We start from the raw sequence: 25,408 nt of genomic DNA, 5'->3' as shown, positions 1-25,408 counted from the left end.
AGATATGATCGTCGTCAAAATTGGGGGTTCTCAAGGGGTCAATCTGGATACCATCTGTGCCGACGCTGCCAGCCTCATCCAGCAAGGGGAACAACTCATTCTGGTTCACGGAGGCTCGGCAGAGGTCAATGAGATTTCCACCCAACTTGGACATCCCCCTCGATTTGTGACCAGCGAGAACGGCTTTACCAGTCGCTATACCAATCGGACAACCCTGGAAATCTTTGCCATGGTAACCGCGGGAAAAATCAATACGTTAATTGTTGAGAGAATGCAAAAACACGGCGTCAATGCGCTGGGGCTTTCCGGTGTGGATGGACGTCTGATGAGGGCACAGCGAAAAGAAGCCATCCGTATAGTAGAAAATGGGCGCAAGATGATTTTGCGCGACGATTACACAGGCAAAATTGAAACAGTGAACACCAACTTGCTTCAATTGTTGCTGGAAAACGGCTTTACCCCTGTGATTGCCCCGCTGGCACTCTCGCAACAGGGAGAAGCGGTCAATGTGGATGCTGACCGCGCCGCGGCGATGATTGCTGGCTCTGTGCATGCTGAACAACTTATCATCCTGACCAATGTGCCAGGGTTGATGCGTCACTTCCCTGACGAAAGCACGGTCATTCCAAGGCTCTCACGGGCAGAACTAGATTCGGCTCTTTCGTTCGCCGAAGGACGGATGAAGAAGAAAGTTTTGGGAGCCAGTGAAGCAATTCACCTGGGAGTGCCCCGGGTTATTTTTGCCGATGGACGCACTGAACATCCCTTGCTGGATGCACTGGCTGGTAAAGGAACGGTAATTGCATGATGAACATCATTGAACTGGAAAACCAGTACACATCGGGGTTGTACACCAAACGCCCCATTGCGATTGTGCGTGGAAAAGGCGCCCGCCTGTGGGACGCAGAGGGGAAAGAATACATTGATTGCGTAGGTGGACAGGGAGCTGCCAATATCGGACATGCCAATCCGGCAGTTGCAGCTGCCATTGCCGCGCAAGCACAGACCCTCATTTCCTGCCCAGAAATGTTTTACAACGACCGGAGGGCTTTGCTGGAACAACGCCTATGCGAAATCTCGGGCTTTCCCCGAGTCTTCCTGTGCAACTCCGGGACAGAAGCCAATGAAGCGGCAATCAAATTCGCCCGCCTTGCTACGGGGAAATCGCAAATTGTTGCCTGTATGCGTGGATTCCATGGGCGCACGATGGGAGCACTTTCGGCAACCTGGGAAAAGAAATACCGCGAGCCCTTCGAGCCGCTGGTTCCAGGCTTTCAGCATGTACCTTTCAACCGCCCTGAAGCCCTGGAAGAGGCTATCCGGGAGAATACCGCCGCATTTGTGGTGGAAATCGTCCAGGGAGAGGGTGGGGTTAACCCTGCCAGCACTGAGTTTCTGATCAGGGCAGAACAACTTTGCCGGGAACGGGGCGCTTTGCTGATTGTGGATGAAGTCCAAACTGGATTCGGAAGAACCGGTAAGATGTTTGCTTACCAGCACCACCCCATTCGTCCGGATCTGGTCTGCCTGGCGAAATCCATTGCCGGGGGTTTTCCCATGGGAGCCGTGTTGATCGGCGAAGCAGTTGGCGAACTTCCTCCGCAGGTGCACGGTTCAACCTTTGGAGGCAATCCCCTTGCCTGTGCCGCGGCACTTGCTTCGATTGATTACATGCTGGCACACCACCTGCCTCAGCGCGCACAGGAATTGGGGACCTGGTTTCTTCAGGCATTAAGTCAAATTCAGTCCCCCTTGATTCGCGAAGTAAGAGGGCTGGGACTGATGGCGGGTGTGGAACTGAAACAGAAAGTCACTCCATACCTGCAAGCCCTGATGCAGGAAGGCGTTCTGGCTCTGCCGGCAGGGTTGACAGTAATGCGTTTTCTCCCTCCCCTGGTCATCGAACCCGCCGACCTTGAAATTGTCATTGAGGTTCTTCAACGGGTGCTTCGGGAGGGCTGAATGGATGAAGTTGCCTTACTGAAAGACTTGGTCTCTCGATACAGCCCTACCGGTGAGGAAAGCAAGGCTGTCGCTTTCCTTGTCGAAGAAATGCAAAAAGCAGGATTCAAGGCTTTTGTAGATTCAACCGGTAACGCAGTGGGCATCCTGGGAGATGGACCCAATGAAATCGTCCTGCTGGGACATATTGACACCGTGCAGGGGGAAATCCCGGTACGCATCGAGGGAGACCTGCTCTTTGGAAGAGGGACTGTGGACGCCAAAGGTCCTCTGGCATGTCTGACCGCCGCTGCCGCACAGGCAGGTCCTCAACCCGGTTGGAAAATCATCGTCATCGGAGCGCTGGCTGAAGAAGGCGACTCCCGGGGTGCCAAAGAAATTCTTCACACCTATCACCCGCATTTCGCGGTGATTGGAGAACCCAGCGGGTGGGATCGTATCACTCTGGGATACAAAGGGAGCGCCTGGATTCGTTACCGCGTCGAAAAGCCCATGTCTCACAGCGCATCGGGAAAACAAACCGCCTGTGAAACCGCCGTGCAATTCTGGAACAGACTGGTGAAGCAAACCCATCAATGGAATGCCTCGACCACGCGGGTCTTTGATCAGGTCACCCCCAGCCTGCGTTCCATGCATTCTGAACAGAATGGATTTGTGGACACTGCTGAATTAGAAATAAATGTACGACTGCCCCCTGCCATGCCACCCGAAAGGTTAATGCAGGAAATCCTCCTTCTCGATGATGAAGGCACTGTAAACCTGCTGGACGGGATTCCAGCCTACCGGGGTGAGAAAAATTCTCCGCTTGTGCGGGCTCTTCTCCAGGCTATTCGCTCCGAAGGTGGCAACCCCACATTTTCATTAAAAACTGGTACCGCAGACCTTAACCTTGTCGCTCCGGTATGGAGCTGCCCCTGTGTGGCATATGGACCGGGGGATTCCAATCTTGACCATACCCCAAACGAACATATCTCCCTGAGCGAATATCGTCAGAGCATTCGAGTACTCACCCAAACGCTGAAAACAATCACTCAGGGAGCCTCTTGAATCCACTCAGCCAGAAATGGCTGGTATTTTACCGGGTCAAACTCCACAAAGCGGTACAAAGCAAAACCTCGAAGGGCATATGGATCTCCAGAGAAGAAGTACTGGAGATCCTCCTGTGATGGGGCACGCGCTACCACAATCCCGCCGGTGCGCGGATTCATCGGGCCTGAAAGCAGTAACCAGCCTTTATCATATCCCGTCTGCAGAAAGGCGCGGTGTTCGGGTACAACGGCTTCCAGGGTGGAAAAAGGAACAGTATAGGTAATTTCAATGAGGAAGTGCTTCATAGGACCTCTTATCTAGGGAGCAGGAATCCAGGGAATTTTGGTGGGATGGGAATAACCATGCTTTTCAACCGTGTAAAGCACGCCACCTGAAGGCGCAGAGCATCCTGGTTCATCTGTAAAAGCCGCACTGGTTTCATACTGATTGGGAAGGGATACCGGATACCAGATCAACCGCTGATTCTGACAAACAAACACATCCAGCATGTATCCACGGTCGTCATCCTCTGTCATGGCAACCCGATCCCAGGTCACCACCACTCGATCACCCTCACGCTGAACGCGGACATTCTCCGGCGCACCGTAAAGCACACTGGGGCCTGGCAATTTGGGCTCGGTCAGGTACACTTTATTGATATCCCCTTCGATGTTCACCACGGAAGGGGCTACCCAGCAAAAATATTTCAATTTGTCGAATTTCACGTATAACCAGGCGCTATAGGCGTACCGCCCTCGCACCGTGCCATGATCACCGGGATACAAATCAGCGGCGTGCAAAAAGGCTTTGGCAGGGCCATAACGGCAATGGGCTTGCATCTTGACAGTGACATCCGGAAAATCAAATGTGGGCGTGAGGGTTATCGTTGGCGTGTTTGTAATCGTTGGGGTGGACGAAGGCGAAGGGGTAAAAGTTATTGTAGGGGTAAATGAAGGCGTTGGAGAAGACGTGTAACTGGGCGTCATTGTTAAGGTAGATGTCAGGGTTGGTGAGGGTGGCATTGTTGGCGTGCCGGTTGGGACAGGAACACTGACAAAATTACACGCCGTAAGGGCAATTGCGATCAGGACTATTCTGGAAATAAGAACGAGTCTGTAAACCATGAAGTGATTTTATCCCATTGTTTTTGTTAACGATAAGAACATTTTCCATATGAAAGCCAATACCATCACGGCTTCATCAAAACTCCAGGGCAAATTTTCCAATAAACTACATTATACTGATTGCAAGGCGTTTACCGGCAACAGTCCATAGCTTGAGCATGGGAAAAGGCGATAAGATAAACACCTGGAGGACTATATGAATGTAAAAACGATTGTAGAAACCATTCTGCAAAAATGCAATGTTCCCCCAATGGAACAGACCTGCGATCAATTGATTGTGGGAGATTGGAATGCAGAGGTCACAGGAATCGCCACAACTTTCATGGCAACGGTTGACGTGATCAAAGAGGCTGCTGCGAAAGGTGCTAACCTGATTATCACTCACGAACCCACCTTTTTTACGGGGTGGGACAAGACTGAATGGCTGAAAGATGACCCCGTATATACAGGAAAACAGGCTCTGATCCACCAACATCAAATCAACATCTGGAGATTTCATGATCACATGCACGGGTCTACTCCAGATTTGATCTACGATGGGCTGATTCGAGAACTTGGGTGGGAAACATACCAGAATGCTGATGACAAACATTGTTTTACCATTCCAAAAATTTCTGTGGTGGATCTCGCTGAATTTCTGGAAGAGCGGTTACAAGTTTCTGTCTCTCGAATAGTGGGCGCAGTAAATGGAAGTGTTGAACGAGTGGGATTCCTTGTTGGTGGGGGTAGCCTGGGATTAGGTAGAGAAGAAATGCCGATGGAGTTAATGAACAAAGCAAACCTGGATACGATTGTATGTGGAGAAATTCTTGAATGGACACTTGCGGCTTACGTTCACGACGCCGCCCAATTAGCAATGAATAAATCCTTAATTGTTTTAGGGCATAATCGTACAGAAGAGGTGGGCATGAAACATCTCGTAAGTTGGTTACAGGCGCTATTCCCCAAAATTCCCGTGGACTTTATCGAAGCGGGAGATCCTTTCATCTACCATGTGAAACCGCTCTAACTTATAAAAGGAAAAAGATGCCAAATTCACAAATATTTTCGATGAAGTTTTCAGATATATACCGGCTCTACATTCAGAAATCAGAACGCAAAAATCGCAAGAAAGAAGAGGTGGATCAAATCATCTGCTGGCTGACCGGGTATGATTGGATTGAACTACATCAACAAATCAATCAGGGATGCAATTTAGAAACATTTTTTACTCAAGCCCCATCTATTCATCCCAACGCTTCTCTTATCAAGGGGAAAGTATGTGGTGTTCGTGTAGAAGACATAGAAGATCCGCTGATGCAAAAAATTCGCTATCTGGATAAACTGATTGATGAATTGGCTCAGGGAAAAACAATGGAAAAAATTTTAAGAAAGTAAATCTTCTGCTCTTTCTCAAACAGAACAGAAAGCAAAGCGCTAAGCACCATTTTCCCTCACAAAGACTAGAAGCTATTTCAAAAATGGTAAACTCTGGCTCAAATCCGAAATGGAGACGAGTCGATAGATCTTACCGATGAACAATGGGACGTAATCAAACCACTCATACCAGAACCTCCGAGACGGCCTGATGGACGTGGCAGACCTCGGCGCGACGATCGTGAGATTCTCAACGGTATTTTGTGGATCATGCGCACCGGTGCACAATGGAAAGATATGCCAGAGCGATACCCACCCTACCAGACTTGCCATCGACGCTTCCAGAAATGGGCTCGCTTGGGTGCGTTTGAGGAGATGCTGAAGGCCCTGGTACAAGACATGAAAGAGCGTGGCGATCTCGATTTGACCGAATGTTTCATTGATGGCACCTTTGTCATCGCAAAAAAGGGGCAAAGGTACAAAGATCATGGCAGTGGCAGACCGCTCTGGTCTTCCTATCGCCATATCCGTTAGCAGTGCTTCGCCGCATGAGATCACCCTTGTAGAACCGACTTTGGACACCATGTTCACCGAAGAGCTGCCCAAGCGTTTGATTGGTGACAAGGCGTATAACAGCGATCCGCTGGACGAGAAGTTGGCTGAAAATGGAGTGGAATTGATTGCGCCCCATCGCTCTAACCGAAAGAAGCAGAAGGCCCAGGATGGACGGAAACTCCACCGTTATCGTAGGCGCTGGAAAGTTGAGCGATTGTTTGCATGGCTCCAGAATTATCGGCGCATCCTGGTTCGGTTTGATCGCATTGTCGAGAACTACATCGGCTTTGTTCATCTGGGTTGCTTGGTAATCTTGCTCAGACACTATTTTTGAGATGACTTCTAGAGACTTATGACAAACTACTTACTATAAGTTTGATGGATAAAGCAAAATCACCTTTCCATTTTCCCTTGGAAATTCCGATTCCATATTTTGTTTAGCAAGATTAAAGCTTTCATAAATATTGTTCTTCACAAATAAAAACTTGTAAAAATATCGAGCAAAAGCAATTCCTGGATTAGTTGTGATTTCCCCAACAAAAAGGATTACAGGTGATTTGATTTTAGAGTTTATTTGACGCTGTAACAAACTTGGTGGAGAAAGGGGAAAAAATGAAGGGATCCTGTAAGATAAAGTTGAACTCACACTCACAGGAGCCCTTCCATGAAGAATATACTCCAACTGCCACAGGTAAAACGAAAAAAGCCTGTTCGTCCGAAGCGCTGTCCATATTGTCAGGGGGAGACATTCCAGCGATGGGGAGTGGAGAAAAGGCGCATCGAGGATGTCAAAGTTCGTCATGTCGAGGTGGTGAGGTATCGATGCACACGGTGCAGGCGCACCTTTCGGGACTATCCGGAGGGGGTAGGCAATGGACAGCACAGTGAACGGTTGAAGAAATTAAGTGTGATCCTGTGGTCACTGGGATTGAGTTATCGCAGGGTAGCCGGGGTGTTGAGGATCTTTGGGCTGAGGCTCAGTCATATGAGCGGGTGGCGGCATGTACAGGCAGAGGGGGAAAAGTTGATGGGGGAATTGAAATGGAAAAGCGTGCGGGTGGTGGGGGTAGATGGAGCCTGGGTGGGAGGCAAAGGAGTGATGGTGGCGGTGGATCTGGGAGATGGTAGTCTGCTGGAGGTTGCCGAGGTAGACGAGAAAGACAGCCGGGCTCTGTTCACCTGGCTGAAACGGTTGAAAGAGAGGCATGACATCGGCGCCATCGTGAGCGATGATCTGGCGATCTACAAGCAACTGACCGATGAACTGGAGATAGGGCATCAGGTGTGTCAGTTTCATGTGCGGCGCTGGGTAAAGCCTGCTTTGAAGGGGTTACAGGCTGAGTTGGATCCAGCCTGGCAGGGGGTGCTTGAAAAGGTCGAGGAAATCCTGCGCGACCTGCCATGGCATGGAGACCGTCTCTTACACCGCCTGTGGAAATCCCTGCCGGGCAGGAGTACACCACCGGAAGGAAAACGCACCCCCCTGGAAAAACTCCGCGACCTGATCCTGCGCTTATCGCGTGATTGGCAACGCTATGTGGCTTTCTATGCGGATGCGGGCATTCCCTGGACCCATCATCGTACAGAACAGAGGATTGGCAGGCTCAGGATACAAAACCACCGCCGGGTTGCTCCGCGGAAGCACGGTTGCCTGTCAGTTCTGGGCATGAGCCCTCCCGTAATTCCCTCCTCTCCCCCCGTCTTCTCTCTTCCTTCCTTTTTTCGAAAATTTGCCCACCAATTTGTTACAGTCTCAGAGTGATTTATCTCTTCAAGTTTCTTTTGGAAAAATATAAATCTATGTTTTTTTGTAATAAAATAGTAATTGTCAGCCATTTATTTCATGCCGTTTTATAACCATCCTGGTGGCTAATTTCGCTGATGAATTAATTCAAATTCATCATAATCCGTAACCAGGCTAAGATAACAGCATATGCTTTAAAAACTGGTTCATTAGTATAAAGCGCAAAGGTAGTGGCATGACCTTCGCTTGCCTATATTTTCTTACTGTTTTGCATAATCGCATGCATAAAGGCATTATTTGTAAACATAATGCTGGGGGTTAGATAATTTGTTCTCATGAGGTTGATTATTCAAAATTACCTGGTTGATGTTGCATTACCTGCAACATCTCCGGTGTATGATTTAACCAAAACCACATAACTACCCTGGAGGAATTTCCCATGAGTGGAAGAACCAAAGCGGAACGCCTCGATGAAATGAAGCGCTTGTATATTCAAGGCATTTATTCAGATAGTGAAATGGCGGAAAGACTTGGGGTAAACCGTTCGCAAGTATTCCGCGACCGCAGAGATTTGTCTCTGACTTATCCGATTGAAGAAGTGGAGAGAGGACGCTATCATATCCCGCGATCAAAGTTAATTTCCGAAGTCAAAGTAAACTTACCCGAGGCGCTCACGCTTTACCTTGCTGTGCGAAGATTATCACGCCAAACCCGTTTTTATCACCCTCATGCGGCAAATGCAGTTGAAAAATTAGCCATTGTCCTGCATCAGCCAATGGCTAAACGGCTATTACAAACTGCAGATCGCCTGCTTCATCAGGAAAAAAAGCCGGAAAAGATTAAGATTTTCGAGACCATTGCTCAGGCATGGGTAGAACAACGAAAAACACGCATTGAATATCAACGGCTTGGACATGAAGGAATCACACGCCACACAATCAGCCCTTACCTGATTGAACCTTCCATTTGGAGCGATAGCATCTACGTCATCGCCCAAAGCGATTTCAATGACAAAATTTATCCCTTTAAGTTGGAGCGGATTTTATCCGCATTCCTAACCAGTGAAACTTTTGAAATCTCGGAATCCTTTAATGAAGAAAGTTTATTAAGGCATGCCTGGGGAATCTGGTTTGCAGAAAATCCGCCTGTAACGGTTAAACTGCGTTTTTTCCCCAACCCAACTGCCATTCAAAGGCTGGAAGAAAGCGTTTGGCATCCGCTCGAACACATTGAGCAAACGGAAGACGGTGGACGCATCTGGAGTGTGGAAATTGCCGACTGGCGGGAAATGCTCCCGTGGATTCGCGGTTGGGGAGCAGATGTGGAAGTGCTTGAGCCAATGGAGTTACGCGAAACACTGAATAAGGAAGTAGAAAGAATGGGAAGGATATATGGAAGCATTACAAAACATACCCCACAACCCCGTTTTTTTGCTCATCGCCGCGAGGACAAAGACCGTGAAGACTGGCAACCGCTTATTGACCACCTCCGTAAAACTGCCGAAATGGCACGCGACTTTGGAAAGGATGCCAACGTTGCAGAGTTGGCATATATTGCAGGGTTGTTTCATGATTTAGGCAAATATTCTGCAGAGTTTCAAAAGCGGCTGGAAGGCGGTCCGCGCGTGGATCACTCGACGGCAGGCGCAAAGGAACTTAATGCCCTGCTTTCGGGTACACCTCAAGAGGGATTCGCCAAAATCTTGGCATACCCCATTCTGGGACATCATGCAGGCTTACCCGACTATGGCAGTGAGGTTGACCTGGAAAGTTCCACCGTTTGTGGACGTCTGAAAAATAATATTCCCAATTACAGCGAATATAAAAAAGAATTAAACTTATCAGCATTATCATTTCCCCAACAGTTACACATCCGTCCATTAAGATTCGAAAAACCTTTCAAAAATTATTTAGGGTTTTCCCTTTCATTTCTAACACGGATGATTTACTCCGCACTGGTAGATGCCGATTTTCAGGAAACTGAAATTTTTATGAAAGGTGTTAAGCCGCGCGGAGAATATGATGATATTCCGACTTTGCAAAGGAAATTAGATACATACCTAAAACAATTTGAGAACCCAACCAGTGACATTAACCGCAAGCGCAATGAAATCCTTCATGCATGTATCGAGAAAGGAGAGAATGAGAAACCTGGTTTCTTTTCCCTAACCGTCCCAACAGGTGGAGGTAAAACGCTTGCGTCAATCGCATTTGCGCTCCATCATGCGGCTACCCATGGCTTGAAACGCATTATTTATGTCATTCCATTTACAACTATTATTGAGCAGAATGCCCAAGTGTTCAAAGAAATTTTCGGCGAAGAGAATGTGTTGGAACATCACTCCAATTTCGACTGGAACGATGGAAAGCGGGAGGATGCCGATAATCGCACCAACAGCATCCTTGCTAAACTAAAACTGGCGGCAGAGAATTGGGACATTCCTATCGTAGTCACAACCAACGTGCAATTTTTTGAGTCGCTGTTTGACAATAAATCATCGCGCTGTCGCAAACTGCATAATATCGCCAAAAGCGTGATCATTTTTGACGAGGCACAAATGCTCCCAAAAGAATATATACGCCCTGCGATGGCTGCCGTGTGGGAACTGGTGACCAACTATGGAGCCAGCGCTGTCTTTTGCACCGCTACTCAGCCAGGACTAGAACGTTTTCTGCCTGAAACAACAGAGATAAAGGAACTCGCCCCTGACCCAATAATGTTGTTCAATTTCTACAAACGTGTTGAGGTCAAGCACTTGGGTACATTGACCGATGAAGACTTGTTATCCCGCCTAAATAAGCACGAGCAAGTCCTGTGCATCGTCAATACCCGCCGTCATGCCAGCGGGTTGTACAGCGGTTTGCAAGGAGAGGGGAATTTCCACCTTTCAACGTTAATGTGTCCAGCCCATCGCCGAGCCACACTGGAAGAAATTAAAGAGAGATTATCCAATGGAAAACCGTGCCGCGTAGTCTCAACAACCGTGATGGAAGCAGGCATTGATCTGGACTTTCCTATTGGTTATCGCGCACTTTCTGGATTGGACTCCATCAATCAAGCGTCAGGGCGTATCAACCGTGAGATGAAACGTGGTGTAAGCGAGATGTTTATTTTTGAACCAAAATCAAAATATATCAGGAGGACGCCGGCCTTTCTGAAACAAACAGCGGAAGTTACCCGAATGATATTACGCGACTATGATACTGCACCAATTTCTATTCCCGCCATCCAGGCATACTTCGAACAATTATATAATGTACAAGACCCACAGGCATTTGACATTAAGAAGATTATGGAATGTTTTGATAGTCCAGAAGGCAAGTTTATGTTTGAGACAGCGGCACACAGTTTCAAGATTATTGAAGATCCAACTGTGACTATTATTATTCCTTACAACGGGGAGGCAGTACGTTTGATTGAAGAACTGAAATATAACCTGTATCCAGCCTCTATATTACGAAATCTTCAACCCTTCACAGTTTCAATTTTTGAAAGCGAATTTGACGCCCTCAGTTCGAAAGGAGTGATATTCACCATTGAAGACACTTATCACGTTCTCAACCCTGATTCTATGCCAGATTATTATGACCAGCATCGCGGACTTCTCATCCCCGAAAATGTCGGGGGAGATGGTTTGTTATTCTAATGATGTAACGCGAGAATCATCTCGCGCCAAACATGATCTAACTTTTGTGACGAAACAGCCGAAAGGAGGTTTGACATAATGGGATACGGTATCATCATCCGAGTTAAGGGGGACTACGCCCTGTTCACCCGCCCCGAAATGAAAGTAGAGCGTGTGAGTTATGATGTGATCACGCCCTCAGCCGCACGCGGGATTATCGAAGCCATCTACTGGAAACCAGCTATCCGCTGGGTGATTGACAAGATCCACGTTCTGCGAGAAATTGAGTTTACCAACATTCGCCGAAATGAAGTGAGCAGTAAAGTTTCTGTCGATAATACATTGCAGGTAATGAGAGGAGCAAACAAGCCTTTATATATTTCTGTAACCGACAATCGTCAACAGCGTGCTTCTATGGTTCTTAAAAATGTGGACTATGTGATTGAAGCCCACTTTGAAAGGGTGGAAAAAGAATGGGGGGAAAGAGATACAGAAGAAGGCCACTACAACATCATCCTGCGGCGCTTGCGAAAAGGGCAGTTCTTTCATGCTCCTTGTTTAGGCACAAGAGAATTCCCTGCAATCGTTGAGGTCATCGAAGACAAGCATGATATCCCCCCAAGTCCTTTGAAGGGAAAAAGAGACCTGGGATGGATGTTGTATGACCTGGATTTTTCTAATCCCAGGGATATTCAACCCATGTTTTATCATGCTGTTATGGAAGATGGGGTAATCCATGTTCAAGAACTTGCACAGGAGGTACGCCGATGATATTGCAAGCCTTATATCGATACTATGAAATTCTCCGCAATGACCCTGAGACAGACATCGCCGAACCAGGTTACAGCAACGCGCCTGTCAGCCACGCACTCAATCTCTCTCTTCAAGGGGAGTTGCTAGATATTGTGCCTCTTTTCGTGCCTGTACAGAAAGGGAAAAAAACTGTTGAAAGCCCTCGACGGATGAATGTGCCAGCACAAGTAAAGCGAACCGTAAATATTTCCGCCAATTTTTTATGGGATACCTCAGCCTATGTTTTAGGTATTGCAGATCAGGAAAAAGGAGATGATTATGCACTAAAACGATTCGAAGAGTTTCGCAGAGTAAATCTTGAGATTTTGTCTCAGGTAAACAATCCTATTGCACAAGCCATAGTCTCATTCTTGCAAAAGTACTCCCCTCTAAAGGCTCTTGAACACCCTGTCATCTTCCGGCATCTTGAAGACCTGAAGAAAAGCAGTAATTTGATTTTTTGGGTAGAAGGTAAGAACAGTCTGGAAGATCCTCAAATCAAACGCGCCTGGGAGGATTATTTTTCTGGAAAAAGCGATATTGAGATGCAATGTTTAGTGACTGGAGAAAAAGAACCCATTGCACGTCTTCATCCTGATATCAAGGGAGTTCGAGGAGCACAAACCAAAGGGGCATCACTGGTCAGTTTTAACCTGGATGCTTTCACCTCGTACGGCAAAGACCAGGGGGAAAATTCACCGGTGAGCCGGCGAGCCGCCTCAGGGTATGCTGTAGCACTCAACTATTTGCTGTCTGACCAAAACCCTCATCGCAAGATTTACCTGGGCGACACAGCCGTGGTGTACTGGGCAGAAAGCCCTAATAAGCGTTACGGCAGCGCCTTCTACAGCCTGTTGAATCCCGAGTTTATTGAAGAAAACTCTGAGATCGAAGGAGAACCTGACAAAGAGAAATTTCACAGAGACAAAACCACAGAAATAGAGATGGGGAAATTAATAGCAAAGGTCGAACAAGCCAAACCTCTGGATGTAAATGCGCTAAAAGAAAAATTGGACAGTACGACACGTTTTTACATTCTTGGATTAGCGCCAAACGCGGCTCGTTTGTCAGTTCGATTCTTCCTGACAGAGCCATTTGGTGTATTTACAGAACGCATCATGCAACACTACAAAGATTTAGAAATTGTCAAGGAATATGAAAACCAGCCTACCTATATTTCTCCCTATCGAATCCTCGCTGAGTGTGTTTCCCCAAAACTCAATCGGCGGGACGAGGAAATACAAAACGCCTGGTCGTTACTGGGTGGAGCATTTCTGAGGGCTATCCTTTTGGGTACACCATACCCCGAAGGTTTGTACACCGCCATACTCAACCGTATTCGACATGATACCGATGAAACCAACGAAAATGGTATCCGGCGAAATATCAAAATCAATTACATTCGCGCCGCTTACATCAAGGCGCATCTTTTACGTAAATACCGCCGTCAGGCACAAAATCCCTATCAGGAGGCTTTGCAAATGTCACTCAATGAATCCTATAAACACCCTGCCTATGTGCTGGGACGTCTTTTTGCATGGTTGGAAAGAGCACAGCGAGAGGCTCTTGGGCAAAACATCAACGCCACAATCAAAGACCGCTACTTTACCTCGGCCTGCGCTTCACCTGCCAGTGTATTTCCCATCCTCTTACGTCTTTCACACCATTGGACAGAAAAGGCAGAATACGGGAAAAATTTAGACAGGCATATTCAATCTTTGTTGGATATGCTGGAAGCCCAACCTTTCCCTGCCCGCTTCAATTTAGAAGAACAAGGGGTGTTTGTACTGGGTTATTATCACCAGCGAGCCGCCTTCTACGCCAAAAATAACCAAATAACTGATGAAACTTCACAGGAGGAATAACAATAAACACCAAAAGAGACTTTCAGCAGTTTCCTTTCGTTCAGGGAAAAACAAAAATTGCCTCAATTATCACTTCATAATGAAAAGGAGAAAAGTTCATGACCACTCTATCTAACCGCTATGAATTTGTCTTACTCTACGACGTAGAGAACGGGAATCCGAATGGTGATCCGGATGCTGGAAATATGCCGCGCATTGACCCGGAAACGGGTTACGGTATCGTCACCGATGTTTGTCTGAAGCGCAAAATCCGCAATTACGTAGAGATGGTAAAAGGAGATGCTCCGGGGTATCGTATTTACATAAAAGAAGGAATCCCTCTAAACGCAAATCATAAAGAAGCCTATCTTGCAGTTGGTTTACAACCCGGACAAAAAGCAACGGTTGAGGGTGTAAACAGAGCCAGAGCATGGATGTGCCAAAACTTCTACGATATTCGTGCCTTTGGTGCGGTCTTAAGCGTAGGAGATAATTGCGGTCAGGTAAGAGGACCTGTGCAGTTAAACTTCTCTCGAAGCATTGACCCCATCGTCCAACAGGAAGTGACGATTACCAGACTGACGGTAACACGAGAAGAAGAAGCAGAAAAAGAACGCACCATAGGTCGTAAACACATTATCCCCTACGCTTTGTATCGGGTGGAAGGGTATATTTCTGCCAAACTTGCTAATGACCCAACCAAAGGCACAGGTTTTTCAGAGGAAGACTTGGCTTTATTCTGGGAAGCCTTAATAAACATGTTTGAACATGACCGCTCTGCCGCACGTGGAAAGATGGCAACCCGAAAACTGTTTGTTTTCAAACATGAAAGTGATTTGGGAAATGCTCCAGCCCACAAGTTGTTTGATTTGGTTCGGGTAAGTAAAAAGGCAGGAATAAATCCACCGCGCAGTTTCATGGATTACGAAGTGTTTGTAAACAGAGAGAATGTTCCACAAGGCGTCACTTTGATTGAAATGCTGTAAAACCTAAAAGAGGGAGTCCCGGCTCTCTCCTGCACATGGAGAGAGCCGGGAAAACCAGGGAAAAATGCCAAGAGAATATTCTGCTGATGAACTCTTGCCCTTATCGGGAATTCAACATTTCCTGTTTTGCCGCAGGCAGTGGGCGCTGATTCACGTAGAAATGCAATGGAAAGAAAATGTCCTCACTGCCGAAGGCAGACTCATGCATCAGAGAGTGGACGATCCCTTTTTCACTGAGGTGCGAAACGGGGTCATTTTGGCACGCTCTGTCCCCATTGCCTCTTATCGTTTAGGGCTTTCTGGAATATGCGATGCGGTTGAATTTACTTCCTCTCCCGAAGGCGTCAAGATTCCGGGGAGAGAAGGTAAATATCTTCCTATACCTGTTGAATACAAACGGGGACGTCCTAAATCTGATCCTGTCGATGAGGTACAGTTATGCGCCCAAGCCATGTGTCTGGAAGAAATGCTATCGGTTTCCATTCCAGCGGGATACCTTTACTATGGGGAAACTCGTCACCGCACGGCTGTTAATTTGGGCAATGAACTGCGGGAACTGGTTCAAAAAATGGCTGGCGAAATGCACGCTTATTTTGAACGGGGCTACACACCAAAAGTTAAACCATCCAAGGCATGCCGTTCATGCTCCCTCATCGATATCTGTTTGCCCAATGTTCAGGAAAAAGCCACATCCGTGGCTAATTACATTCGGGAATGGGTTGAAAGGGATTGAGAGATGAAAACCCTTTCGAATGTTTTATATATTACCAGTCCTGAGGTTTATCTTTCTCTGGACGGTGAAAATGTAGTAGTTAGAAAGGATGAACATACTTCTACACGCCTTCCCTTACATAATCTGGAAAACATTGTCTGCTTCAACTGGCAGGGGGTCAGTCCAGCTTTGATGGGGGCTTGTGCCGAACGGGGGATTGGACTGGCTTTTCTCTCTCCCAACGGTCGTTTTCTAGGCAGAGTCACAGGAAAAGTTTACGGGAACGTGTTACTTCGTAAGAAACAATATTTGATTTCAGAACATGAAAGCCAATGTGTTCCTATTGCCTCCTCTTTTCTTATAGGAAAAATTTATAACAGTCGTAAAGTCATTGAGCGAGCCCTTCGAGATCATGGACTGTTAGTCGATAAAGACACATTGGGGCGCGCCTCGGCATTTCTGAAGGAAATCCTAAAAGGACTGACAACGTGTAAACACATCCCGGAATTAATGGCTTTTGAGGGAAGCGCGGCAAAGATCTACTTCAGCGTATTTGATCAACTTATTTTGCAACAAAAAGAGGATTTTCACTTTGAAGAACGCTCCCGCCGTCCCCCATTGGATAATATGAACAGCCTGCTATCTTTTCTATATACGTTGTTAACCAATGAAGCCATGTCTGCTCTGGAAGCAGTAGGATTAGATCCATACGTCGGCTTCCTTCATGCAGATCGCCCCGGCAGACCTTCGCTTGCGCTGGATTTGATGGAAGAATTGCGTCCGGTCTTTGCAGATCGTCTAGCCCTCTCTCTGGTGAATCGAAAACAAATTACCGGAAAAGGATTTACCCAAAAAGAGAGTGGGGGAATTTTAATGGATGACGATACCCGAAAGACCGTAATTACAGCCTGGCAGGAGCGAAAAAAAGAAGAAATTGAACATCCCTACCTGAAAGAGCGTATTCCATTTGGCTTAATTCCTCACGTACAGGCTCTTTTACTCGCCCGTTATCTTCGTGGTGATCTAGATGCCTACCCGCCATTTTTCTGGAATTAGGTTAATGATCCTGTTCAAGAGGAGGCATGATATGATGGTCTTAATTACTTATGATGTGAATACGGAGACTGATGAAGGGAAAAAACGTCTCCGCAAGGTTGCCAAAGCCTGCCAGGATTATGGTCAAAGAGTACAAAATTCGGTGTTTGAGTGTGTAATCGATCCGGCGCGTTTAAGGATTTTACAAGCCAAATTAGAAAAACTCATTGACAAAAAGAAAGACAGCCTGCGCTATTATTATCTTGGAGATGAGTGGAAAAATCGGGTAGAACACGTTGGCGCAAAACCGAGTTTCGATTTAACAGGGACACTTATCGCATGAGAATTGATTGCGAACCGCAAGTGAACATAAAAATATTGATAGGTTCGCAGAAAAAAACGCACCTTAACAAAAGAATATGGGGAATAAAGAAGAAATTTATCAGAAATAAATTAACTGATAGAGCCAAAAAGAGACTATATTTAGGGGAAGAGAAGGTATATAGAGCCAGATTTTGCGGTCGCCTCCCTCGCGGAGGCGTGGATTGAAAAGACGAAAGGATTGACATGCTTACCCTACCCACCTGTCGCCTCCCTCGCGGAGGCGTGGATTGAAAAAAGTTTGGGGAAATTACATTCCTGCCTCCCACGCGTCGCCTCCCTCGCGGAGGCGTGGATTGAAAACTTGAGACCATCTTGATGATTGATATACAAAAGTCGCCTCCCTCGCGGAGGCGTGGATTGAAAAAATGCTATACTACCCATAGCACCTTCCCAAACCAGTCGCCTCCCTCGCGGAGGCGTGGATTGAAAAAAAGCAGTACATACACACATAGCCACCCTCCCCTTGTCGCCTCCCTCGCGGAGGCGTGGATTGAAAAATCTCTGTCTCCCCGCTCCGGCGGTTTCTCCGCCGTCGCCTCCCTCGCGGAGGCGTGGATTGAAAAAGAAGATTCAGGTGTCATGACAAATCTCCAACGAGGTCGCCTCCCTCGCGGAGGCGTGGATTGAAAAAAGGTTCAAAAGGGACAAATTCATCGAACGATGAAGGTCGCCTCCCTCGCGGAGGCGTGGATTGAAAAGCGGTAGTCAATTGAATCTGGTTCTTCCGCAAGTCGCCTCCCTCGCGGAGGCGTGGATTGAAAAGTCCTGGAAACAGACCGTTGGCATCTGGAAGAGGGTGTCGCCTCCCTCGCGGAGGCGTGGATTGAAAAGAGTTTGGACAGGGTTTTGCGAGTATGAGCGCGCCGTCGCCTCCCTCGCGGAGGCGTGGATTGAAAAGAGCAGTACAGGGACATGCCCAACGTATTGCCGATGGTCGCCTCCCTCGCGGAGGCGTGGATTGAAAAACACTGTCCCAGCCCAGGAGCGCGGCCAGCCGGAGTCGCCTCCCTCGCGGAGGCGTGGATTGAAAAGTAGTAATGCACCGCCAGCATCCTGATCGCCTGCGTCGCCTCCCTCGCGGAGGCGTGGATTGAAAAGCAATACCGGTCGGCTGATTGCTGCTACCTGTACCGTCGCCTCCCTCGCGGAGGCGTGGATTGAAAAATCCCGCGCTACACGGTCAAGATGTCGCGGAGGACGTCGCCTCCCTCGCGGAGGCGTGGATTGAAAAATTGATCTGCGTTCGATGATTTTTTCGCTCATTAGTCGCCTCCCTCGCGGAGGCGTGGATTGAAAAAAATACCGGCGAGTTGCTGTACGGAATCGAGCTGCGTCGCCTCCCTCGCGGAGGCGTGGATTGAAAAACCGTTGACAGTCCTGAAGTCGTTGAGATGATTGGTCGCCTCCCTCGCGGAGGCGTGGATTGAAAAGCGGCTTTTTGGGATTACGTGAGCAACAAACAATTGTCGCCTCCCTCGCGGAGGCGTGGATTGAAAAGTCCGTCAAGATTACATACGTCGCAGGGTATGGTGTCGCCTCCCTCGCGGAGGCGTGGATTGAAAATCCCGCGCTACACGGTCAAGATGTCGCGGAGGACGTCGCCTCCCTCGCGGAGGCGTGGATTGAAACGAAACGCCTAGCAGGCAATCCAGGACACCGTCCACGTCGCCTCCCTCGCGGAGGCGTGGATTGAAACAGCCATGCGCGCTTTGATCTCCGGCGTCAGGATTGTCGCCTCCCTCGCGGAGGCGTGGATTGAAACAAATCCTGACCCGCCAATTTGCCGGGAGTGGCGAGTCGCCTCCCTCGCGGAGGCGTGGATTGAAACCAAGTCTGTCAATCCCGCAATTGCATGTGCCAAAATGTCGCCTCCCTCGCGGAGGCGTGGATTGAAACGTTGGCGATTGGTCGAACCTGGTGTACTCCATTGTCGCCTCCCTCGCGGAGGCGTGGATTGAAACGCATACTGAGTAACAATGATGTGCAAGCAGCAATGTCGCCTCCCTCGCGGAGGCGTGGATTGAAACGTTGTATGCAATGTCGGCCGCCACGCTGAATCGCGTGTCGCCTCCCTCGCGGAGGCGTGGATTGAAACCCAGCGCAGCCAGGCATACGAGCAAGCCATGAAGTCGCCTCCCTCGCGGAGGCGTGGATTGAAACGATTTCGCAAAAATATCTCTGTCCGTTCCATTGTGTCGCCTCCCTCGCGGAGGCGTGGATTGAAACTTGGCGGCACGTGGTCGCTGCTAGGAAACGTGACGTCGCCTCCCTCGCGGAGGCGTGGATTGAAACCATCCAGCCGCGCAGGGGCGGGAGGGCTGTCTCGTCGCCTCCCTCGCGGAGGCGTGGATTGAAACTGCGCTCAATCATTAAGATGTGCCCATCATCACGTCGCCTCCCTCGCGGAGGCGTGGATTGAAACAACACGTCCCGCGCATGGGCAATGGTCTGCGGATAGTCGCCTCCCTCGCGGAGGCGTGGATTGAAACGAAACTTGCGCGTCTCCAAAAACTGAGCATCTTCGTCGCCTCCCTCGCGGAGGCGTGGATTGAAACTTGAAATCTTGAACGACGGCTGGGACATGATGATTGTCGCCTCCCTCGCGGAGGCGTGGATTGAAACTTATCATGCTCTTCCAACTTCCGCCACGCGGCATGTCGCCTCCCTCGCGGAGGCGTGGATTGAAACGTGAACCCAGATAGTATGTTTTTGAATCTTCGACGTCGCCTCCCTCGCGGAGGCGTGGATTGAAACCAGGCGTGGTCTCGATTCCGATTTGCACCGTCTGTCGCCTCCCTCGCGGAGGCGTGGATTGAAACGAGGTGTGTTACTATGAAAACGACGTAGATACCCTGTCGCCTCCCTCGCGGAGGCGTGGATTGAAACGGCGGGCGGCGTGGTGGGACACGCATTGTCGGCAGGTCGCCTCCCTCGCGGAGGCGTGGATTGAAACTTCTCCCCCGCGTCCCGGAGCGATGCGCCCTTTGGTCGCCTCCCTCGCGGAGGCGTGGATTGAAACGACCCGCAGTTACACAGCCCCGACCAGCGGCGCACGTCGCCTCCCTCGCGGAGGCGTGGATTGAAACGCAAAATATCTCGCCCCAGAAACGGCAAGGTGAGTCGCCTCCCTCGCGGAGGCGTGGATTGAAACCCTCTTGGCGGGGGAAAGGCGGTGTACACTGGTCGTCGCCTCCCTCGCGGAGGCGTGGATTGAAACCCTCTTGGCGGGGGAAAGGCGGTGTACACTGGGTCGCCTCCCTCGCGGAGGCGTGGATTGAAACGTTGGTAAGCATGCCCGGCTTGCCGACATATACGTCGCCTCCCTCGCGGAGGCGTGGATTGAAACGAACCTGACGTGGCTTACCTTGACGCATACCTTGAGTCGCCTCCCTCGCGGAGGCGTGGATTGAAACAGCGAGATAACTCAAGGTATGAGACGGGATGTCAAGTCGCCTCCCTCGCGGAGGCGTGGATTGAAACCCGCATCGGCATTTCGAAACGGGATGATTTCCGCTGTCGCCTCCCTCGCGGAGGCGTGGATTGAAACTGTTCTAGTGTTGGCTCAAAACCGGACTTGCGTCGTCGCCTCCCTCGCGGAGGCGTGGATTGAAACAGTCCCTGGGAGCAAAAGCCTAGCGCCCCCCTGGGGTCGCCTCCCTCGCGGAGGCGTGGATTGAAACCGAATTTGGCTGGGATACGGATGGCGAGGTGAGTGTGTCGCCTCCCTCGCGGAGGCGTGGATTGAAACCGTTTAACTGCTGATTGATGCGGTCGTTGACCAGGGTCGCCTCCCTCGCGGAGGCGTGGATTGAAACCCGAGATCTGGGCGCAAGATGTGCTTGCTGTGCGTCGCCTCCCTCGCGGAGGCGTGGATTGAAACAGTCCCTGGGAGCAAAAGCCTAGCGCCCCCCTGGGGGTCGCCTCCCTCGCGGAGGCGTGGATTGAAACATCGACCGTGTAGGGCAGGTAATCAACGGCAACAGTCGCCTCCCTCGCGGAGGCGTGGATTGAAACGCTTCCTCACCGGCCACTCAGTTGAAGAACTAACCGTCGCCTCCCTCGCGGAGGCGTGGATTGAAACCGCCAACCTCGTCTATCTGTACCATCTCGGGAATGTCGCCTCCCTCGCGGAGGCGTGGATTGAAACTGAACCACAACTCTGAAAGCAAGATTGCCCTGTGTCGCCTCCCTCGCGGAGGCGTGGATTGAAACAATAATGCAGAACCTTATTAACCGAAACAACGTCGCCTCCCTCGCGGAGGCGTGGATTGAAACGAGCGTCAGTTGCGCATGAGTGACCCAGAGGGTTGTCGCCTCCCTCGCGGAGGCGTGGATTGAAACTGCAAATGGCAATGGCAATGGGAACGGCAACAAAGTCGCCTCCCTCGCGGAGGCGTGGATTGAAACAGCGCACTGCTACAGATGATGAAATCAAAAGTGCGTCGCCTCCCTCGCGGAGGCGTGGATTGAAACACCGAGAGAAATCAACGGCAAATGGGTCAAAGTGCGTCGCCTCCCTCGCGGAGGCGTGGATTGAAACAAAAACGGAGGGTTGAAATGGAAACAAGCGAACTGTCGCCTCCCTCGCGGAGGCGTGGATTGAAACATGCTATTTTTAGCAAGGGCCGGATTACATGGGAGTCGCCTCCCTCGCGGAGGCGTGGATTGAAACAATAATGCAGAACCTTATTAACCGAAACAACAAGTCGCCTCCCTCGCGGAGGCGTGGATTGAAACCGGTGGATGCAAAAAGCGCATTTCTCATGGGTTGTCGCCTCCCTCGCGGAGGCGTGGATTGAAACCCCGATGCCGCGGTAACCATGCTTGATACCGGCGAGTCGCCTCCCTCGCGGAGGCGTGGATTGAAACGGCGGTAATATCCGGTGCTGCAACATCGGCGGCAAAGTCGCCTCCCTCGCGGAGGCGTGGATTGAAACCATGTAATCATAGATACCTCCCTCTGCAATTTGTAGTCGCCTCCCTCGCGGAGGCGTGGATTGAAACTGAGTTGGGAAGATATCACAACCGAAAAAGGCACACGTCGCCTCCCTCGCGGAGGCGTGGATTGAAACATGTGCCAAATATCGCCGACGGATTGACCAGGGCGTCGCCTCCCTCGCGGAGGCGTGGATTGAAACCCCCCGCCAAGAGGGAAAATGCTAACGACCGTGTCAGAGTCGCCTCCCTCGCGGAGGCGTGGATTGAAACAGCTGCCACCTCTTTGCCACAGCATGCTTTTTGCGTCGCCTCCCTCGCGGAGGCGTGGATTGAAACACTCTTGAGGATGCAAAACGCGCCGGGCTGGTCAAGTCGCCTCCCTCGCGGAGGCGTGGATTGAAACAGCATCTTCCGAGCCGAGCGGATCACGGCTGCCGTGTCGCCTCCCTCGCGGAGGCGTGGATTGAAACGAGTAATCCGATAATCAGAGCCGTCAACGAGTCCATGTCGCCTCCCTCGCGGAGGCGTGGATTGAAACTGCCATGCTCATCTCCAAGCGGGCGCGGCGGTGAGGTCGCCTCCCTCGCGGAGGCGTGGATTGAAACTTTGTGTAACGCCTCATAAGAGGCATTGTAGCTTTCGTCGCCTCCCTCGCGGAGGCGTGGATTGAAACGCTGGCATACTTGACGATGTACCAGACAGATCTGGCGTCGCCTCCCTCGCGGAGGCGTGGATTGAAACATTGCCCGCCGATAAGAATGTAAAAAATCACGAACGGTCGCCTCCCTCGCGGAGGCGTGGATTGAAACAGGTGACGCTGGATGTGCTGTACGGCGTTGCCGAGTCGCCTCCCTCGCGGAGGCGTGGATTGAAACGTGCAGGACTGCGCGGATGCGGTCAGCGATGCTCGTCGCCTCCCTCGCGGAGGCGTGGATTGAAACACTGCACAGGACAAAGCTGCGAACAGTGCAGTGAGTCGCCTCCCTCGCGGAGGCGTGGATTGAAACTATGCCGCCAACCGCGATGCCATCATGCAGGCTTTGTCGCCTCCCTCGCGGAGGCGTGGATTGAAACAGTGATGACCAAATCGAGCGGTCGCTCGATGTGCAGTCGCCTCCCTCGCGGAGGCGTGGATTGAAACTTATTGAGTAGCACGAAGTACAGATACATGGCTCGTCGCCTCCCTCGCGGAGGCGTGGATTGAAACCTGTTTGAAATGATCAAACGGGTATGGGAAGGCGTCGCCTCCCTCGCGGAGGCGTGGATTGAAACCACCAGGGCAGGAACCGCGGCGTTGAGGTAGCGGTGTCGCCTCCCTCGCGGAGGCGTGGATTGAAACCAATCAGCGAATTCTGTTCCGTTCGAGAATGGTTTGTCGCCTCCCTCGCGGAGGCGTGGATTGAAACACTGCACAGGACAAAGCTGCGAACAGTGCAGTGAGTCGCCTCCCTCGCGGAGGCGTGGATTGAAACGCAAATTTGTAGAGGCGGTCCCTGCTCAAGTGTCGCCTCCCTCGCGGAGGCGTGGATTGAAACATACTGAGTACCGGAGATTTGCAGCCGGTCATCCTGTCGCCTCCCTCGCGGAGGCGTGGATTGAAACATTTTGGTTGGTCTCCTTTTGGTTATATGTTTTGGTCGCCTCCCTCGCGGAGGCGTGGATTGAAACACAGCAGATCGGCTGCCGCACCGTAGGGGTCGTACGTCGCCTCCCTCGCGGAGGCGTGGATTGAAACAAGCCTATCGGCTCGTTTGGATAAGCGGGCGGGGTCGCCTCCCTCGCGGAGGCGTGGATTGAAACGAGGATGTCGTTTTTGCCGAACAGTTACAGACTAGTCGCCTCCCTCGCGGAGGCGTGGATTGAAACTCCCATCAGCTATCTATTTGATTTTCAGATTCAGGTCGCCTCCCTCGCGGAGGCGTGGATTGAAACAATTGAAAGACTCTCGACGGACTCGGCGTCAGGGATGGTCGCCTCCCTCGCGGAGGCGTGGATTGAAACACAGATGGGGCGTTCCTAAATCAGAGGGATACTTGTCGCCTCCCTCGCGGAGGCGTGGATTGAAACTCAAAGCCCTGATCCAGAAGAAGCCTTACCTGGGTCGCCTCCCTCGCGGAGGCGTGGATTGAAACACTGACAGTCACTCCCGTCATCCTGCGTACTGCCGTCGCCTCCCTCGCGGAGGCGTGGATTGAAACGACATTGATAGAGATGTGCGACAACGTCGGAGATGTCGCCTCCCTCGCGGAGGCGTGGATTGAAACGTGGGTGTCGATAGCTCGCCAGGCCGCATCGAGGTCGCCTCCCTCGCGGAGGCGTGGATTGAAACGATTCAAAAATATCGCCAGCAACAGTGACCCGAGTCGCCTCCCTCGCGGAGGCGTGGATTGAAACTGTTTTTGTCAACACTAGCAAGAACAGTAATAGCAAAGTCGCCTCCCTCGCGGAGGCGTGGATTGAAACGGCCATCATGGTTGATCAGCGAGAACCAGACCACGTCGCCTCCCTCGCGGAGGCGTGGATTGAAACGACCAGTCGCCAACGAACATCAGCGCAGAGGCCGGGTCGCCTCCCTCGCGGAGGCGTGGATTGAAACCTGATGATGTGATTTATCGGCATATTGACAACCTTGTCGCCTCCCTCGCGGAGGCGTGGATTGAAACTTAGCCTTTTTGATTGTAGTAGTGTTCTTGCTATTGTCGCCTCCCTCGCGGAGGCGTGGATTGAAACTTGCTATTGTGTGCGCTGGCGTTTGTGATAAGGCGTCGCCTCCCTCGCGGAGGCGTGGATTGAAACGACACTTGGAAGTTATACTGTCACGGGTAAGAGGTCGCCTCCCTCGCGGAGGCGTGGATTGAAACGTGTTTGATACCAGGATGCCCAAATCTTGTCGATGTCGCCTCCCTCGCGGAGGCGTGGATTGAAACTTGCAGTTAAGGCTATTGTCGGTAACATTTCCCCGGGTCGCCTCCCTCGCGGAGGCGTGGATTGAAACGGGTTCGAGACGGCAAGAGATCGCTGGTACGAAGTCGCCTCCCTCGCGGAGGCGTGGATTGAAACTATTATATAATGGAGAGTTTTTTACTGTATCCTTGTCGCCTCCCTCGCGGAGGCGTGGATTGAAACGTAACTATTACGGCGTGTAAATAGGTGCTGTATGAAGTCGCCTCCCTCGCGGAGGCGTGGATTGAAACCTCAGAAAGAAGCCCTCCCGGTAGACGCTAAGTCGTCGCCTCCCTCGCGGAGGCGTGGATTGAAACGCGCATTTTTCTGCCTCATCGTCTGGCCACAACACGTCGCCTCCCTCGCGGAGGCGTGGATT

At 50.5% G+C, this 25,408-nt stretch carries 16 protein-coding genes, 1 pseudogene and 1 CRISPR repeat array (1 of these 18 running past the window's edge); of the genes and pseudogenes, 14 read left to right on the top strand and 3 right to left on the bottom strand.

Going from position 1 to position 25,408, the window contains the following annotated elements:
- Positions 1–4 precede the first annotated feature (4 nt).
- From ANT_RS06210 to ANT_RS06200, 3 genes are read left to right on the top strand one after another with little or no spacing between them, the layout of a single operon-like run.
- Positions 5–808 carry a [LysW]-aminoadipate kinase gene (locus tag ANT_RS06210; protein ID WP_013559661.1) on the top strand — a complete coding sequence of 268 codons (804 nt, stop codon included), beginning with the start codon at positions 5–7 and terminating at the stop codon, positions 806–808.
- Positions 805–1,962, top strand: a complete 1,158-nt coding sequence (locus ANT_RS06205; RefSeq protein WP_013559660.1) for an aspartate aminotransferase family protein — start codon at positions 805–807, stop codon at positions 1,960–1,962. Before ANT_RS06210 ends, ANT_RS06205 begins: the two co-directional genes overlap by 4 nt.
- Positions 1,963–3,009 carry a [LysW]-lysine hydrolase gene (locus tag ANT_RS06200; RefSeq protein ID WP_013559659.1) on the top strand — a complete coding sequence of 349 codons (1,047 nt, stop codon included), beginning with the start codon at positions 1,963–1,965 and terminating at the stop codon, positions 3,007–3,009. It begins immediately after the preceding gene.
- On the opposite strand, the gene ANT_RS06195 is transcribed toward ANT_RS06200, so the two are convergent.
- Together ANT_RS06195 and ANT_RS17310 are read right to left on the bottom strand one after the other, a co-directional pair.
- Positions 2,994–3,296 carry a YciI family protein gene (locus ANT_RS06195; RefSeq protein WP_013559658.1) on the bottom strand — a complete coding sequence of 101 codons (303 nt, stop codon included), beginning with the start codon at positions 3,294–3,296 and terminating at the stop codon, positions 2,994–2,996. The two genes, ANT_RS06200 and ANT_RS06195, sit on opposite strands and share 16 nt — an antisense overlap.
- A 12-nt stretch (positions 3,297–3,308) precedes the next feature.
- Entirely contained in the window at positions 3,309–4,115 is an 807-nt protein-coding gene (locus tag ANT_RS17310; RefSeq protein WP_155818019.1) for a hypothetical protein, read from the bottom strand.
- Between the two features lie 196 nt (positions 4,116–4,311).
- On the opposite strand from ANT_RS17310, the gene ANT_RS06185 reads away from it, so the two are divergent.
- The 3 genes and pseudogenes from ANT_RS06185 (at position 4,312) to ANT_RS16970 (ending at position 6,360) form a co-directional block, all read left to right on the top strand.
- Positions 4,312–5,124 carry a Nif3-like dinuclear metal center hexameric protein gene (locus tag ANT_RS06185; protein ID WP_013559655.1) on the top strand — a complete coding sequence of 271 codons (813 nt, stop codon included), beginning with the start codon at positions 4,312–4,314 and terminating at the stop codon, positions 5,122–5,124.
- A 17-nt stretch (positions 5,125–5,141) separates the two neighbouring features.
- Positions 5,142–5,492 (top strand): DUF2200 domain-containing protein, encoded by a 351-nt coding sequence (locus tag ANT_RS06180; RefSeq protein ID WP_013559654.1) that lies wholly within the window; start codon positions 5,142–5,144, stop codon positions 5,490–5,492.
- Between the two features lie 93 nt (positions 5,493–5,585).
- Positions 5,586–6,360 (top strand): annotated as a pseudogene (locus ANT_RS16970) (IS5 family transposase).
- 33 nt (positions 6,361–6,393) lie between these two features.
- Here ANT_RS16970 and ANT_RS17305 read toward each other — a convergent pair.
- Positions 6,394–6,678, bottom strand: coding sequence for a hypothetical protein (locus ANT_RS17305; protein WP_155818017.1), 285 nt, complete (start codon positions 6,676–6,678; stop codon positions 6,394–6,396).
- Between the two features lie 12 nt (positions 6,679–6,690).
- Here ANT_RS17305 and ANT_RS06165 point away from each other — a divergent pair, with 12 nt between their 5' ends.
- From ANT_RS06165 to cas2, 8 genes are all read left to right on the top strand, one after another.
- Positions 6,691–7,788 carry an IS66 family transposase gene (locus tag ANT_RS06165; RefSeq protein ID WP_013559651.1) on the top strand — a complete coding sequence of 366 codons (1,098 nt, stop codon included), beginning with the start codon at positions 6,691–6,693 and terminating at the stop codon, positions 7,786–7,788.
- A gap of 421 nt (positions 7,789–8,209) precedes the next feature.
- Positions 8,210–11,416, top strand: coding sequence for a CRISPR-associated helicase/endonuclease Cas3 (locus ANT_RS06160; protein ID WP_013559650.1), 3,207 nt, complete (start codon positions 8,210–8,212; stop codon positions 11,414–11,416).
- A 78-nt stretch (positions 11,417–11,494) separates the two neighbouring features.
- Positions 11,495–12,166, top strand: a complete 672-nt coding sequence (cas5c, locus tag ANT_RS06155; protein ID WP_013559649.1) for a type I-C CRISPR-associated protein Cas5c — start codon at positions 11,495–11,497, stop codon at positions 12,164–12,166.
- Positions 12,163–14,052: a type I-C CRISPR-associated protein Cas8c/Csd1 gene (gene cas8c, locus ANT_RS06150; RefSeq protein ID WP_013559648.1), complete on the top strand. Its 1,890-nt coding sequence runs from the start codon at positions 12,163–12,165 to the stop codon at positions 14,050–14,052. The genes cas5c and cas8c overlap by 4 nt, the downstream gene beginning before the upstream one ends.
- A 98-nt stretch (positions 14,053–14,150) precedes the next feature.
- The gene (gene cas7c, locus ANT_RS06145; protein WP_013559647.1) at positions 14,151–15,017 is read left to right on the top strand and encodes a type I-C CRISPR-associated protein Cas7/Csd2; all 867 of its coding nucleotides are present in this window, start codon (positions 14,151–14,153) and stop codon (positions 15,015–15,017) included.
- Between the two features lie 64 nt (positions 15,018–15,081).
- The gene (gene cas4, locus ANT_RS06140; protein WP_013559646.1) at positions 15,082–15,750 is read left to right on the top strand and encodes a CRISPR-associated protein Cas4; all 669 of its coding nucleotides are present in this window, start codon (positions 15,082–15,084) and stop codon (positions 15,748–15,750) included.
- A gap of 3 nt (positions 15,751–15,753) precedes the next feature.
- Positions 15,754–16,785, top strand: coding sequence for a type I-C CRISPR-associated endonuclease Cas1c (gene cas1c / locus ANT_RS06135; protein WP_013559645.1), 1,032 nt, complete (start codon positions 15,754–15,756; stop codon positions 16,783–16,785).
- A 31-nt stretch (positions 16,786–16,816) separates the two neighbouring features.
- Positions 16,817–17,107, top strand: coding sequence for a CRISPR-associated endonuclease Cas2 (cas2, locus tag ANT_RS06130; RefSeq protein WP_013559644.1), 291 nt, complete (start codon positions 16,817–16,819; stop codon positions 17,105–17,107).
- A 177-nt stretch (positions 17,108–17,284) separates the two neighbouring features.
- Positions 17,285–25,408: a CRISPR direct-repeat array (repeat unit 32 nt; unit sequence GTCGCCTCCCTCGCGGAGGCGTGGATTGAAAC) (it continues 6,778 nt past the right edge of the window).

It is taken from the genome of Anaerolinea thermophila UNI-1 (genome assembly GCF_000199675.1).
GTDB lineage: Bacteria > Chloroflexota > Anaerolineae > Anaerolineales > Anaerolineaceae > Anaerolinea > Anaerolinea thermophila.
The sequence above is the reverse complement of the archived record's forward strand: the minus strand, read 5'-3'. Positions and strand labels throughout refer to the sequence as shown.